The following is a 14,025-nucleotide window of genomic DNA, read 5'->3' on the forward strand; positions in this document are numbered from 1 at the left end:
ACCCTGCGGCTGTCGCTGTCGACGGATTTCTGAGGCGGATGCAGACACGCACCCTCAAGGGCTGGTCGTGGGTCCACAAGTGGTCGAGCCTGGTCTCGACCGCTTTCCTGCTGATGCTGTGCATCACGGGCCTGCCACTGGTGTTCAGCCATGAGCTGGACCACCTGCTGCTGGACGAGCCGTGGGCTCCGGCCCATGCGGACGGGCGTCGCCTGTCGCTGGATCAGGTGCTGGAGACCGCACTGGCGCGCCAGCCCGGCGAGGTGCCGGCCTTCATGAGCTTCGACGAGGACCGGCCCGTGGTGAACGTCACCAGCCGGAGGCCCGATGCGCCCGAGGGTCAGTATTCCTTCCAGCCCATCGATCAGACCAGCGGCGACGCGGCTCCGCTGGTGGCCGGGCATCCGGTGATGGAGTTTCTGCTGCAGCTTCACACCGACATGTTCCTGGGCCTGCCCGGCATGCTGTTTCTGGGGGCGATGGGGCTGCTGCTGGTCGTCGCCGTGGTGTCGGGCGTGGTGCTGTATGTACCCTTCATGCGCCGGCTGGTGTTCGGGACGATCCGGATCGACAAGGCCGCGCGGACCCGCTGGCTCGACTATCACAACCTTCTGGGCATCGTGACGGTGGGCTGGGTGCTGGTGGTCGGGGTGACGGGCATCGTCAACACCCTGGCGACACCCATCCTGGCCTACTGGAAGGATACGGCACTGAAGGAACTGACGGTGGCCTATGCCGATCCTGCCCCGGACGGCGAGCGCGCCTCTCTGGACGCGGCGGTGGAGCGCGCAAGGGCGGCCCTGCCGGGCAAGACGCTGCAGTTCGTGGCCTTTCCGGGCACCGCCTATTCGACGGATCACCACTATGCCGTCTTCTTTCATGGGGACACGCCGCTGACGACGCATCTGACGACACCGGCCCTGATCGATGCGCGGACCGGCGAGCTGGCGGCTGTCGCGCCGACACCCTGGTATGTGAAGACCCTGGCCCTGTCGCAGCCGCTGCATTTCGGGGACTATGGCGGGATGGCGCTGAAGATCGTCTGGGCGCTCCTGGACCTGGCGACGATCATCATCCTGGGGTCGGGGCTCTATCTGTGGCTGGGCAAGCGGCGGAAGGCGATCTGATGCGCAGCCATCTGTCGCTGACCGCGATCCTCGGCCTTCCGCTGGTTCTGCTGGGTCTAAGCCTGGCAGGCCTGGTCGGGGCCCTGTTGTTCGACGACGCCTGGGACCTGGCCTTCTCGGGAATGGTCGGCGTCGTGATCGTCACGATCGTCTGGGCCTGGGTCCGGGCGCATCGCAAGGGCTGGACGCGCCCATCCCGGTGATGTTGGCTGGTCTCGGACCGTTCGGCTGCTGGCAGCGCCTGGCGGCGTATTGGCTTGCCGAGGACTGGCTGAATGTCGATTGACCCCGAACTGTATCCCGTCGCGCCTGAATGGGCCGCCCGCGCCCATATGGATGCCAGGGCGTACGAGGCCGCGCGCGACGCGGTGCGTCGCGACCCGAACGCATTCTGGTCAGGAGCGGCCCAGCGGCTGGACTGGATGACGCCCCCGACGGTCATCAAGGACGTGTCGTTCGACAAGGCCGACTTCCGCATTCGCTGGTTCGCCGACGGGGTGCTGAACGTCGCCTGGAACTGCCTGGACCGGCATCTGGAGACGCGTGGCAATCAGACGGCAATCCTGTGGGAGGGCGACGACCCCAATCGCTACGGTGGTCTGACCTATCGCGAACTGCATGCCGAAGTCTGCCGCATGGCCAATGTGCTGAAGGGCATGGGGGTTCAGAAGGGCGACCGCGTCACGATCTATATGCCCATGGTGCCGACGGCGGCCATGGCCATGCTGGCCTGTGCGCGAATCGGGGCGGTGCATTCCGTGGTGTTCGGCGGCTTTTCGCCCGACAGTATCGCAGGACGGATCGAAGACTGCGGTTCGCGCTTCGTCATCACCGCCGACGAAGGACAACGAGGTGGCAAGTCCGTGCCGCTGAAGGCGAATGTCGATGCGGCCCTGGAACGGGCCGGCGTGCGGGGTCTGGTCGACAAGGTTCTGGTGGTTTCGCACACCGGCGCGGAAGTGGCGATCGTCGAGGGCCGCGACGTGCAATATGAAGAGGTGCGCGAGGGCATGTCCGACGACTGCCCCTGCGAGCCGATGAATGCCGAGGACCCGCTGTTCATCCTCTACACCTCGGGCTCGACGGGCAAGCCGAAGGGCGTCCTGCACACGACCGGCGGATATCTGTTCTGGGCCAGCTGGACCCACGAATTGGTCTTCGACTATCGGCCGGGCGAGGTCTTCTGGTGTACGGCCGACGTTGGCTGGGTCACGGGGCACAGCTACTGCGTCTATGGCCCTCTGGCCAATGGCGCGACGACGCTGATGTTCGAGGGCGTTCCGTCCTGGCCCGACGCCAGCCGCTTCTGGCAGGTGGTGGATCGCCACAAGGTCGAGATCTTCTATACCGCCCCGACCGCGCTGCGCGCCCTCATGCGCGAGGGCGACGGCCCGGTGAAGGCGACCAGTCGCAAGTCCCTGCGTCTGCTGGGCAGCGTGGGCGAGCCCATCAATCCCGAGGCCTGGCGCTGGTATCACGAGGTGGTGGGCGAGGGGCGGTGTCCCATCGTCGATACCTGGTGGCAGACCGAGACGGGTGGCATTCTTGTGTCGCCACTGCCCGGTGCCACGGCACTGAAGCCGGGATCGGCGACCAAACCGCTGCCGGGCGTCGAGCTGCAACTGGTCGATGCCGAAGGCGCCGTCCTGGAGGGGGCGACCGAGGGCAATCTGGTCATCACCGACAGCTGGCCGGGCCAGATGCGCACCGTCTGGGGCGACCACCAGCGGTTCTTCGAGACTTATTTCTCGACCTATCCTGGCAAGTATTTCACGGGCGACGGCTGTCGACGAGACGCGGACGGCTACTACTGGATCACCGGCCGGGTCGATGACGTGATCAACGTCTCGGGCCACCGGATGGGGACTGCAGAGGTCGAGAGCGCCCTGGTCCTGCATGACCAGGTGGCCGAGGCCGCGGTCGTCGGCTTTCCCCATGATATCAAGGGTCAGGGCATCTATGCCTATGTGACGCTTAAGGCGGGCATCGAGCCGACGGACGATCTGAAGTCGGCCTTGATCGCCCACGTCCGCAAGGAGATCGGCCCTATCGCCGCACCAGACGCCATCCACTGGGCCCCCGGCCTGCCCAAGACCCGCTCCGGCAAGATCATGCGGCGCATCCTGCGCAAGATCGCCGCCAACGAGACCGATGCCTTGGGCGACACCTCCACTCTGGCCGATCCTTCGGTGGTGGACGATCTGGTCGCATCGCGGTCGCCGGGGGGCTGAAGCCTGGGCCCAGATCAGCGTTCTTTACGCGCAGCTTATGTCTTCCCCCGCGGTTCGATATGGCCCGCTTATGGCCCATGGGTGTCTGAACGCCTCCTGATCTGAACGCAGGAGCGCGGCATGGCCGACGTAATCTATCTGGCGCTCGGCGGCGGGGCCTTTGTGGCTTTCGCCGCTCTCGCCGTTTTTCTAAAGCGAGTTTGACGATGCTGGTCTCCATTCTGTGGGGTGTCGGCGCGATCGTCGTCGCCGGTTACATGGTCGCGGCCCTGCTGCGCCCCGAGCGGTTCTGAAGGAGCCGCTGACATGACCATTCAAGGTTGGGCGGAAATCGCCCTGACGCTGGGTCTGTCCGTGCTGATCGCATGGCCGCTCGGCCTCTATCTGTCGCGCGTCTGGAACGGCGAGCGGACGTGGCTGGACCCCGTTCTGCGGCCGGTCGAAGGCGTCTTCTACAAGGCTTCGGGCGTCGATCCGAAACGCAGCCAAGGGTGGCTGGGCTATGCCGGGGCGCTGCTGGCGTTCAACCTCGCGGGCTTCGTCTTTCTGTACGGCCTGCTGCGGCTGCAAGGCATCCTGCCGATGAACCCGCAGGCGTTTGCCGGCCTGTCGTCGCATCTGGCCTTCAACACCGCCGTCAGCTTCGTGACCAACACCAACTGGCAGAGCTATGGCGGCGAGACGACGATGTCGACGCTCAGCCAGATGGCCGGCCTGACCGTCCAGAACTTTCTGTCCGCCGCCACAGGTGCCGCCATCGCGGCGGCCCTGGCGCGCGCCTTTGTCGCCAATCGGGGCGAGGGGGTCGGCAACTTCTGGGCCGACATGACGCGGACCACGCTCTACCTGTTGCTGCCCGCGTCGCTGGTTCTGGCGATCGTGCTGGCCGGTCTGGGCGTGGTTCAGAGCTTGTCGGCCTCGGTGACCGCGACGGGTCTGGAAGGCGGAGAGCAGACGTTGTCGCTGTTCCCGGTCGCGTCGCAGCTGGCCATCAAACAGCTGGGCATCAATGGCGGCGGTATCTTCAACGTCAACTCGGCCCACCCGTTCGAGAATCCCTCGGCCCTGACCAATCTGATCACCGCCGTCTCGATCAACGTCATGGGATGGGCGGCCTTCTTCGCCTTCGGTCGCAGCGTCCTTGCCAAGAAGGACGTGCGCGCCCTTGTGGTCGCTGCCGCCATCCTGCTGGGCGTCTGCACCGCCGGGATCTATGTGGCCGAAAGCCAGCCCGCGCCCGCCCTGGTCGCCGCTGGCATCGAGCAACCCATCAATATGGAGGGCAAGGAGGTCCGCTTTGGCCTTCCGTCCTCCGTCGCCTGGGAAGGCATGACGACCGGTGCCTCAAACGGCTCGGTCAACTCCATGCATGCCAGCGCCATGCCGCTGTCCGGGGCCATCATGATGTTCCTGATGCAGCTGGGCGAAATCCTGCCGGGCGGCATCGGCTCGGGCATCGCGATCATGGTCGTCATGGCCATTCTGGCGGTCTTCGTGGCCGGGCTGATGGTCGGGCGCACGCCGGAATATCTGGGCAAGAAGATCGAGGCGCGCGAAATCCAGTACGCCATGATCGCCGTCCTGGTTCTGCCTTTGGCCATACTGGGCTTTGGGGCCATGGCCGCCGTCTATCCGACGGCGCTGGAAGGGCTACTCAATGACGGTCCGCACGGGCTGTCGGAGATTCTGTACGCCTACACCTCCGGTGCGGCGAACAACGGATCGGCCTTTGCCGGTCTGACGGCCAATGCCCCTTGGTGGAACACGACCCTGGGTCTCGCCATGCTGATGGGCCGGTTCGTGCCCGCTGTCGCCGTGCTGGCCATTGCCGGAGCCCTGGTCGTCAAGCCCAAGCTGGCCCCCTCGACCGGCACCCTGCCGACCCATGGGCCGCTGTTCATCGGCCTGCTGATCGGCGTCATCCTCATCCTGGGCGGGTTGCAGTTCTTCCCCGCCCTCGCCCTTGGACCCATTGTCGAGCATTTCCAGATGCTCGGCGGGGCGTCCTGATCGGACCACGTTCATGACACTCGCAAACCCTGACATGCTGGGCGAAAAGCCTCAGCCCTCGCTGGCTCCCGGCGGCCTGACCGGCTCCATGATCGGCCGTGCCCTGACCGATGCCGTCGTCAAGCTGAACCCGCGCCATCTGGTCCGCAATCCGGTGATCTTCACCACCTGGATCGTGGCCCTGCTGTCCACCGTCTCGGCCGTGGCCGAGATCACGAGTGGGCAGGCCGCCGGCTTCGCTATCCAACTGGCGCTGTGGCTATGGGCCACGGTCCTGTTCGCCAATGTCGCCGAAAGCGTCGCCGAAGGGCGCGGCAAGGCGGCGGCGGACAGCCTGCGTGCCACTCGCGTGACGACCAAGGCCAAGCTGATCGTCGACCCAGGGACCGGGACCGTCGTCCCCACACCGGCCAACGATCTGGAGGTCGGCTCGATCATCCTGGTCGAGGCGGGCGACGTCATCGCCTCGGACGGCGAAATCGTCGAGGGCGTGGCTTCGGTCAATGAGGCGGCCATCACGGGTGAATCCGCCCCCGTGATCCGTGAGGCCGGCGGCGACCGTTCGGCCGTGACCGGGGGCACGACGGTCGTATCCGACTGGATCAAGGTGCGCATCACCTCGGCCCCGGGCTCGACCTTCCTGGATCGCATGATCGCCATGGTCGAAGGCGCGAACCGCAGAAAGACGCCGAACGAGCTGGCCCTTTCGGTCCTGTTGGCCGGTCTGACGCTGGTCTTCCTGATCGCCGTCGTCACCCTGCTGGGTCTGGGGGCCTATTCGGGCGTGGAGCTGGATCCCATCGTTCTGGGGGCCCTGTTCATCACCCTGATCCCCACGACCATCGGCGGTCTGTTGAGCGCCGTCGGCATCGCGGGCATGGACCGGCTGCTGAAGGTCAATGTCCTGGCCACCTCGGGCCGGGCGGTCGAGGCCGCAGGCGACGTCGATACCCTGCTGCTGGACAAGACGGGCACCATCACCTTCGGCAACCGCATGGCCACGGAGGTGATCCCGGTGCCCGGCGTCCGGCCGGAAGTCGCTCTGCGCGCCGCCGTGACCGCCTCCCTGGCCGACGAGACGCCGGAAGGCCGCTCCATCGTCGAACTGGGCCGCAACGCCGGTGTCGTGGTCGAACAACCGGAGGGCTCAAAGGCCATCCCGTTCAGCGCCGTGACCCGCCAGTCGGGTCTGGAGGCCGGGACATCGTCCTGGCGCAAGGGCGCGGTGGACGCCGTGCTGAAGGCGCTGAACCTGACCGAGGCCGCGGTCCCGGCCGAGTTCAAGGCCGCCGTGGACCGGATCGCCCGTTCGGGCGGCACGCCCCTGGCCGTGACCCAGGACGAGGTGCTGGTCGGGGTCATCCATCTGAAGGATGTGGTCAAGCCGGGCGTCAAGGAGCGGTTCGCCGACCTGCGTCGCATGGGGCTGCGCACCGTCATGATCACCGGCGACAACCCGGTGACCGCCGCCGCCATCGCGTCGGAGGCGGGTGTCGACGACTACTTGGCCGAGGCCACGCCCGAGGACAAGCTGCGCCTCATCCGCGAGGAACAGGCCAAGGGCCGTCTGGTCGCCATGTGCGGCGACGGGGCCAACGATGCACCCGCCCTGGCCCAGGCCGATGTCGGCGTGGCCATGCAGACCGGCGCCCAGGCCGCCCGTGAGGCCGGCAACATGGTCGATCTGGATTCGGACCCGACCAAGGTCATCGAGATCGTCGAGGTCGGCAAGCAAATGCTGATCACGCGCGGGGCCCTGACGACCTTCTCTATCGCCAACGATGTGGCCAAGTATTTCGCCATCATCCCGGCCATGTTCGTCGTCGCCCTGCCGGCACTGGGCGCCCTGAACGTCATGGGCCTGGGATCGCCGGAGAGCGCCATCCTCTCGGCGGTGATCTTCAACGCGCTGGTGATCGTGGCGCTGATCCCGCTGGCCCTGCGCGGGGTGAAATATCGCGCCGTCGGGGCGGGCAAGCTGCTGGGCCGCAACCTGTTGATCTACGGCCTGGGCGGCCTGATCGCGCCCTTCATCGGCATCAAGGTCATCGACCTGATCATCACGGGGCTGGGTCTGGCCTGACCCAGATCCGCCCCGTCCATCTCCAACGCTTTTAGTACCCAAGGACTAACCGAAATGACCCGCAAGAAACGCCTGAAGGCCTCCGGTTCCAACGACGCCTGGTTCGCCGGGGCCTGTCTGGTGGCCGTGATCGTCTGGGGCGTTGCCTCCAACGCCGATGCGCAGGACACCTCCGAAACCATCAGCCTAGACGTCGCCTGGAACGTGGCCCTGACCTCCGACTACGTCTTCCGTGGCGTGAGCCAGACCGAGGAGGAGGCCGCCATCTCCGGCGGCGTGGACCTGACCTACGGCGTCTTCTACGCCGGGGCCTGGGCGTCCAACGTTTCCTTCGCCGGCGATGACGACACCAATGCCGAGGTCGACCTTTACGGCGGCTTCCGCACCGAGGCGGCGGGCTGGGCGCTCGACATCGGGGCGGTCGGCTATCTCTACACCAACCAGCCTGACAGCGCCGATTACGACTATGTGGAGCTGAAGCTGGCCGCTTCGCGCGCCATCGGTCCGGCGACGATCGGCGCCGCCGTCTACTATTCGCCCGACTTCTTTGGGGCGGCCGAGGACGAGGCGACCTATTTGGAGGCCAATGCCGCCTTCAGCCCCGCCGACAAATGGACGATCAACGGGGCGGTCGGCCGCCAGTATGTGTCGTCGGACTTCGACTACACCACCTGGAACGTCGGGGCGGCCTATCAGCTGACCGAGAATCTGGCGCTGGATCTGCGCTACCATGACACCGACGAGCACGACTTCGGCGCCGCCTATGACAGCCGCGCCGTCGCCAGCCTGAAGGCAACATTCTGATGATCGCCACAACCAAAGCCCTCCCCTCGAGGGGGAGGGTTGGGCGGGGTGGAGGCAGTCTGATCGTCGCGGAGCGCAGATGGGCTCGGACGACGCTTGATCAAAGCCTTTTGCGCCACGTCTTGAACCATTCTGCCACCACCCCATCCCCGGCCCTTCCCCCTCGAGGGGAAGGGAGCGTCGGAGTTCAATCATGCTGAATCAGATCCGCCCCGCGATCGTCATGGTCGCCCTTTTCACCCTTCTGCTCGGCCTGGCCTATCCGTTGGCTGTCACCGGCGTAGCGCAGGGCGCCTTCCCGGCCCAGGCCAATGGCAGCCTGGTGCGAGGGCCTGACGGCACCATCCAGGGCTCCGCTCTCGTCGGCCAGTCGTTCACCGAGGCGGGCTATCTGCGTCCGCGTCCTTCGGCGGCCGGTGACGGCTATGACGGCTCATCCTCGTCGGGCTCCAACCTTGGGCCGCTGAATGAAGACCTGGCCGCGCGGGTCGCCGAAAGTGCCACGACGATCCGGGCCGAGAACGGGGCTGGGGCCATTCCGGCCGATGCCGTCACCACCTCGGCTTCTGGCCTCGACCCGGACATCTCACCGGCCTACGCTCGCCTTCAGGCCCAGCGCATCGCCACCGCCCGTGGCGTGCCGGTTCAGGAGGTTCAGAGCGTGATCGATCAGAACACTCACGGCCCGCTGCTGGGCTTCATAGGCCAACCGACCGTCAATGTGCTGATGACCAACCGGGCCATCGACGCGCGCTTCCCGGCGACCTGATTTGCGGGAGACGTCTTCGACATCCCCGGACCGCCAGACGCCGGCCTTGCGAAAGCGGGGCCGGCTTAAGGTGTTTCTGGGCATGTCGCCGGGGGTCGGCAAGACCTATGAGATGCTGCGCGCGGCCCGCAAGCGAAAGGCCGAGGGCGCCGATGTCGTTGTCGGGGTGGTCGAAACCCACGGACGGCGCGAGACCGAGAGCCTTCTGCGCGGGCTGGAGGTCATGGCGCGCAACCCCATCGACTACAAGTCGCGCGCCCTGATGGAGTTCGACATCGACGGGGCCATCGCGCGACGGCCCGAGCTGCTTCTGGTCGATGAATATGCCCACTCCAATGTGCCCGGCAGCCGTCACCCCAAACGCTGGCAGGATGTCGAGGAAATCCTGGCGGCGGGCATTGACGTCTGGACCACGCTGAACGTCCAGCATCTGGAGAGCCTGTCGGACGTGGTGTTGCGGATCACCGGCGTGCGCCAGCGCGAGACCGTGCCGGACGGGGCCTTGAGCCGCGCCGACGACATCGAACTGGTGGACATCACGCCCGAAGAGCTGCGCAAGCGGCTGGCCGAGGGCAAGGTCTATGTGCCCGAGACGGCGCGGCTCGCGTCCGAGAACTTCTTCAAGATCGAGAACCTGACGGCGCTGCGCGAGATGGCCATGCGCCGTGCGGCCCAGACGGTGGACGATCAGCTGGTCGCCACCCTGCGCGAAAAGGGGGTGCAGGGCCCTTGGGCGGCGGGCGAGCGGATTCTGGTGCTGGTCGGCGGCGACGGCATGGCGGGTACGCTGGTGCGGGCCGGGCGGCGTTTGTCCGACATGACCATGGATGCGCCCTGGACCGTGGCCCACATCGACCGGCCCAGTGCGACGGCCCACGACGCCGCCCGCGGGGCGCGTCTGTCCGAAGCGTTGAAACTGGCCGAACAGCTGGGTGGACGCACGGTGGTGCTCAGCGGAGACGATGTCGTTGCCACCGTCATGGACTACGTCCACCGGAACAACATCACCCAGATCGTGCTGGGTAAGGGTCGCGACAGCCGCTGGAGCGCCTTCATCGGCCGCTCGCTGGCCACCGAGCTGCTGCGCTCGTCACAGGGGGCGGCGGTCCACATCATCACCGATCCGGCGACGGCGACCGAAACACCCGCACCGCGCCGCTGGACGGGATTCGGCAGCTGGTCGGGCTATGCCATCGGCGCGGCCTTCGTCGGACTGGCGACCGGCCTGGCCCTGATGCTGGACCAGACGTTCCAGCGGGTCGATCTGGGCGTGGTCTATCTGTCGGCGGTCTTGGCGGCGGGGGTGCTGTACGGTCTGCGCCCGGCCCTGGTCGCCGCGACCGTGGCCTTTCTGACCTACAACTTCCTGTTTCTGGAGCCGCGCTACAGCTTTGCCATCGGCTCGCCCACAGACATCCTGACCCTGCTGGTCTTCTGGGCCGTGGCCTTGGTCACGGGGGCCTTGGCCGGTCGTGTGCGTGAGCAAGCGCGCCGGGCCCAGCGCCGGGCCTCGGCCGTGTCGGCTCTGCTGGCGGCCAGCCAGACCCTGTCGGCGGCGGAAGGGCACATCCAGACGGCTAGGGTACTGGCCGAACAGACCGCGGCCGCCGCCGGGAGCCGGGCGGTCGTGCTGCTGCCTCAGGGCGACGACATCGTCATGGTCGCTCATGCGCCCGACGCCGGCGCGCCGGAAGACGGAACCCTGGGGTCCGCCGCCATGGCCGCCGCCCGCTGGGCCTGGGAGCGGGGCGAGCCGGCCGGACATGGCACCGGCACTCTGCCACAGGCCAGCTGGACCTTCTGGCCCTTGCAGGGCGTGCGGGGTCGCGCCGGTGTCGCCGGGGTCGCCGCCAACGCACTGGTGCCGAGCTCCGACGAGGAGCGGCTGGTGCTGGCCTTGCTGGACAATGGCGCGGTCGCTCTGGAGCGGGCCCAGCTGGCCGGTGACGCCGTCGAGACCGAAAGCCTGCGGCGTGCCGATCGGTTTAGGGGCGCGCTGATGAACTCGGTCAGCCACGATCTGCGCACACCCCTGTCGACCGTGCTGGGCGCGTCGACCACTCTGATCGAATATGGCGCGACACTGAGCGCGGAGGTGCGCGCCGACCTGCTGCTGAGTATCCGCGAGGAGGCCGAGCGGCTGAACCGCTATGTCGGCGACCTTCTGGACATGACCCGGCTGGAAGGGGGCGGGCTGAACGTCAAGGCGGACTGGATCGATGTCCGCGACGTGCTGAATGCCGCAGCCGAACGGGTGTCGCGCCGTCTGCAGACTCGAACACTGACGCGCGATTTTCCTGGCGATCTCAGCCTGGTCATGCTGGATCAGGGGCTGCTGGAACAGGCGGTGGTCAATATTCTGGAGAACGCCATCGCCTACAGCCCCGACGGCTCGACCATCGAACTGGCCGCCTATGAGGATCGCGGCTCGGTCGTCATCTCGATCGAGGATCAGGGCAAGGGCATACCCACAGAAGCGCTGGAGCGCGTCTTCGACAAATTCCGCCGCATGGAAGAGCCGTCCGACCGCACCCAGGGCGCAGGCCTGGGTCTGGCCATCGCCAAGGGCTTCGTCGAGGCCATGGGAGGACGCATCGCCGCCGCCAGCCCCATCGTCGACGGCCATGGAACGCGCATCCTGATCAGCCTGCCCAAGGCCATCGCGACCCACCGCGATCTGCTCTAAGGCTCGAAAACCATGTCAGCCGTCCGCCCCCAGATTCTGGTCATCGATGATGAGGCCCAGATCCACCGTTTTCTGTCCCCGGCGCTGGACGCCGCTGGTTACGAGCCCCGGCGCGCCGACAGCGGTCAGGAAGGACTTCGTGGTATAGCGCTGTGGTCACCGGACGCCGTGGTGCTGGACCTAGGTCTGCCCGATATGGACGGCAAGGATGTGCTGATCCGGGCGCGGGAGTTCTACAGCGGTCCGATCGTCATCCTGTCGGCCCGCGACCGCGAGGCCGAAAAGATCGCGGCGCTTGATCTGGGGGCCAACGACTATGTCGAAAAGCCGTTCGGGGTGGGCGAGCTTCTGGCCAGATTGCGGGTCTTGCTGCGCGCCGGGCCGCGCCGGGATGCGACGTCGGGCCCCCTGATCATAGGCCATGTGGAGTTCGACCCCGAGCATCGGTCGGTCCGCCGCGACGGCCAGCCGGTGCGCCTGACCCCCAAGGAGTACGACGTCTTGGCGGTGCTCGCGCGCGACGCCGGCAAGGTGATCGGCCATCGCGACCTACTGACCGCCGTCTGGGGGGCCGCGCATCGGGATGATACCCAGTATCTTCGGGTCGTCATCGGGCAGTTGCGTCACAAGCTGGAGAAGGATCCGTCCGTGCCGGTGCTGATCGAGACGGAGCCGGGTGTCGGGTATCGTCTCAAGGTCTGAAGCCAGCCCTTCACCGCCCAATGCACCGCTTGCGCTGCGGCGACGTCTCCCCCTTTGCGGAATCTCCGGCACGGTCCATATCTGCGCTCATGCGCGGTGAACGGTCGGGGCGGAAATCGGATTCTCTGGCCAAGGCCGCACAGGCAGGCATAGCCCCGCCCGCAGGCGACGGCCCGCCGACGTGGCAGGCGCTGGGTGACCTTATCAAACTGGTCGGCCGGTCCAATGCGCCCCACCTGCGGCTGCGCCTGATCGGGGCCATCGCCATGACCCTGGCGGGTAAGGCCCTGGGCGTTCTGGCCCCCCTGGTACTGGGCGCGGCGGTCAACCATCTGGCCTCGGATCAGCCGACGGAGGTCGCCATCGGTCTGGGCTTTGCCGGTTTCGCCGTCGGCTGGGCCATCGTACGGCTGCTGTCGGCGATCGCGCCCAATGCGTCGGACGTGGTCTTCGCCCCGGTCCGTTCGGCGGCCCAGCGGACGGCAGCAACCGAGACCTTTGCCCACGCCCTGAACCTGTCGCTGGATTTTCACCAGACCAAGCGGTCCGGCTCCCTGTCACGGACCATGGATCGCGGGGCGCGTTCGGTCGATTTCCTGCTGCGCATCCTTGCCTTCAACCTGGTCCCCACCGGGGTCGAGCTGGTGCTGGCCGCCGGAGTCCTCGCGGGCAAGTACGACTGGCGCTTCGGCGCGGTCGCAGTCGCGGTAGTTGCCATCTACGCCGCCTCCACCTTCGCCCTGTCGAACTGGCGGCTGGAGCATCGGCGCGAAATGAATGCGGCCGACACCGAGGCCGCAGGCGTCTCCGTCGACGCCTTGTTGAACTACGAAACCGTCAAGTCGTTCGGCGCCGAGGCCCGCGCCGCCCGGACCTATGACGCGGCGCTGGGCGACTACACCCGGGCCTCTCTGAAAGCCAACAGCTCGCTCGCCCTGCTCAACGTCATGCAGGCGGTCATCATGAACGTCGGCCTGGGCGTCATGGCTGTCATGGCCGGGTTCGAGGCCGCCGCCGGGCGGATGGGGCCAGGCGACGTCACCGCCGCCGTCCTGATCCTGATCAGCCTCTATGCCCCCCTGAACATCCTCGGCTTCGCCTATCGCGAGATCCGCCAGTCCTTCATCGACATGGAAGAGATGCTGAAGGTCACGCGCCAGACGCCCCAGGTCGCCGATGCGCCCGACGCCATGGCCCTGGCCAAGCCGGACGAGGGTTGCGCCTCCGAACTGCGCTTTGAGGCCGTCGGTTTTCGCCACGACGCCCGCGCTAACGGGCTGGAAGACGTCAGCTTCGTCGCCGCGCCCGGCACCACCACCGCCCTCGTCGGCCCGTCGGGGTCGGGCAAGTCGACCATCGTCAAACTGGCCTTGCGGCTGCTGGACCCGCAGGAGGGTAGGGTGCTGATCGACGGGCGCGACGTGCGAGGGGTGACGCAGGAAAGTCTGCGCGCCGCCGTCGCCCTGGTGCCGCAGGACGTGGCCCTGTTCAACGACACGATCCGCGCCAACATCGGCTTCGCCCGCCCCGACGCCGACGAGGCCGCCATCTGGGCCGCCGCCGACGCCGCCGAACTGGACGATTTCATCCGCGGCCTGCCCGAGGGCATGGAC

The 14,025-nt window shown here is 67.1% G+C and carries 11 protein-coding genes; all 11 read left to right on the plus strand.

All coding sequences use genetic code 11. The features are described 5' to 3' along the window. Positions 1-38 precede the first annotated feature (38 nt). Positions 39-1,127: a PepSY domain-containing protein gene (locus JHC81_RS10645; protein ID WP_292174350.1), complete on the plus strand. Its 1,089-nt coding sequence runs from the start codon at positions 39-41 to the stop codon at positions 1,125-1,127. Next, the gene (locus tag JHC81_RS10650; protein ID WP_292174322.1) at positions 1,127-1,330 is read left to right on the plus strand and encodes a hypothetical protein; all 204 of its coding nucleotides are present in this window, start codon (positions 1,127-1,129) and stop codon (positions 1,328-1,330) included. The genes JHC81_RS10645 and JHC81_RS10650 overlap by 1 nt, the downstream gene beginning before the upstream one ends. A 72-nt stretch (positions 1,331-1,402) precedes the next feature. After that, a complete protein-coding gene (acs, locus tag JHC81_RS10655; protein WP_292174326.1) occupies positions 1,403-3,358 on the plus strand; it encodes an acetate--CoA ligase in 1,956 nt (651 codons plus the stop codon). Positions 3,359-3,564: 206 nt separating this feature from the next. Beyond that, positions 3,565-3,651: a potassium-transporting ATPase subunit F gene (locus JHC81_RS10660; RefSeq protein ID WP_292174353.1), complete on the plus strand. Its 87-nt coding sequence runs from the start codon at positions 3,565-3,567 to the stop codon at positions 3,649-3,651. Between the two features lie 13 nt (positions 3,652-3,664). Further along, complete coding sequence (kdpA, locus tag JHC81_RS10665) at positions 3,665-5,368, plus strand: potassium-transporting ATPase subunit KdpA (protein WP_292174329.1); 1,704 nt, start codon at positions 3,665-3,667, stop codon at positions 5,366-5,368. Positions 5,369-5,381: 13 nt separating this feature from the next. Then, the gene (gene kdpB, locus JHC81_RS10670) at positions 5,382-7,451 is read left to right on the plus strand and encodes a potassium-transporting ATPase subunit KdpB (RefSeq protein ID WP_292174332.1); all 2,070 of its coding nucleotides are present in this window, start codon (positions 5,382-5,384) and stop codon (positions 7,449-7,451) included. Between the two features lie 54 nt (positions 7,452-7,505). Next, positions 7,506-8,255 carry a TorF family putative porin gene (locus tag JHC81_RS10675; protein ID WP_292174334.1) on the plus strand — a complete coding sequence of 250 codons (750 nt, stop codon included), beginning with the start codon at positions 7,506-7,508 and terminating at the stop codon, positions 8,253-8,255. A gap of 193 nt (positions 8,256-8,448) precedes the next feature. Further along, positions 8,449-9,024: a K(+)-transporting ATPase subunit C gene (gene kdpC / locus JHC81_RS10680; RefSeq protein WP_292174337.1), complete on the plus strand. Its 576-nt coding sequence runs from the start codon at positions 8,449-8,451 to the stop codon at positions 9,022-9,024. 46 nt (positions 9,025-9,070) lie between these two features. Then, on the plus strand, positions 9,071-11,710 hold the full coding sequence (locus JHC81_RS10685; RefSeq protein ID WP_292174340.1) for a sensor histidine kinase KdpD: 2,640 nt from the start codon (positions 9,071-9,073) through the stop codon (positions 11,708-11,710). A 12-nt stretch (positions 11,711-11,722) separates the two neighbouring features. Next, positions 11,723-12,412, plus strand: coding sequence for a response regulator transcription factor (locus tag JHC81_RS10690; protein ID WP_292174346.1), 690 nt, complete (start codon positions 11,723-11,725; stop codon positions 12,410-12,412). Between the two features lie 89 nt (positions 12,413-12,501). Continuing rightward, positions 12,502-14,025: ABC transporter transmembrane domain-containing protein (locus JHC81_RS10695; RefSeq protein WP_292174348.1), on the plus strand; the 1,524-nt coding region annotated here is incomplete at its 3' end.

The sequence above is a fragment of the Brevundimonas sp. genome, from assembly GCF_016463295.1.
Taxonomy (GTDB): domain Bacteria; phylum Pseudomonadota; class Alphaproteobacteria; order Caulobacterales; family Caulobacteraceae; genus Brevundimonas.

Coding starts and splice junctions, on each gene's coding strand:
- kdpC (WP_292174337.1), top strand. CDS start 8,449: ATGCTGAATCAGATCCGCCCCGCGATCGTCATGGTCGCCCTTTTCACC.
- kdpA (WP_292174329.1), top strand. CDS start 3,665: ATGACCATTCAAGGTTGGGCGGAAATCGCCCTGACGCTGGGTCTGTCC.
- kdpB (WP_292174332.1), top strand. CDS start 5,382: ATGACACTCGCAAACCCTGACATGCTGGGCGAAAAGCCTCAGCCCTCG.
- JHC81_RS10645 (WP_292174350.1), top strand. CDS start 39: ATGCAGACACGCACCCTCAAGGGCTGGTCGTGGGTCCACAAGTGGTCG.
- JHC81_RS10660 (WP_292174353.1), top strand. CDS start 3,565: ATGCTGGTCTCCATTCTGTGGGGTGTCGGCGCGATCGTCGTCGCCGGT.
- JHC81_RS10675 (WP_292174334.1), top strand. CDS start 7,506: ATGACCCGCAAGAAACGCCTGAAGGCCTCCGGTTCCAACGACGCCTGG.
- acs (WP_292174326.1), top strand. CDS start 1,403: ATGTCGATTGACCCCGAACTGTATCCCGTCGCGCCTGAATGGGCCGCC.
- JHC81_RS10650 (WP_292174322.1), top strand. CDS start 1,127: ATGCGCAGCCATCTGTCGCTGACCGCGATCCTCGGCCTTCCGCTGGTT.
- JHC81_RS10690 (WP_292174346.1), top strand. CDS start 11,723: ATGTCAGCCGTCCGCCCCCAGATTCTGGTCATCGATGATGAGGCCCAG.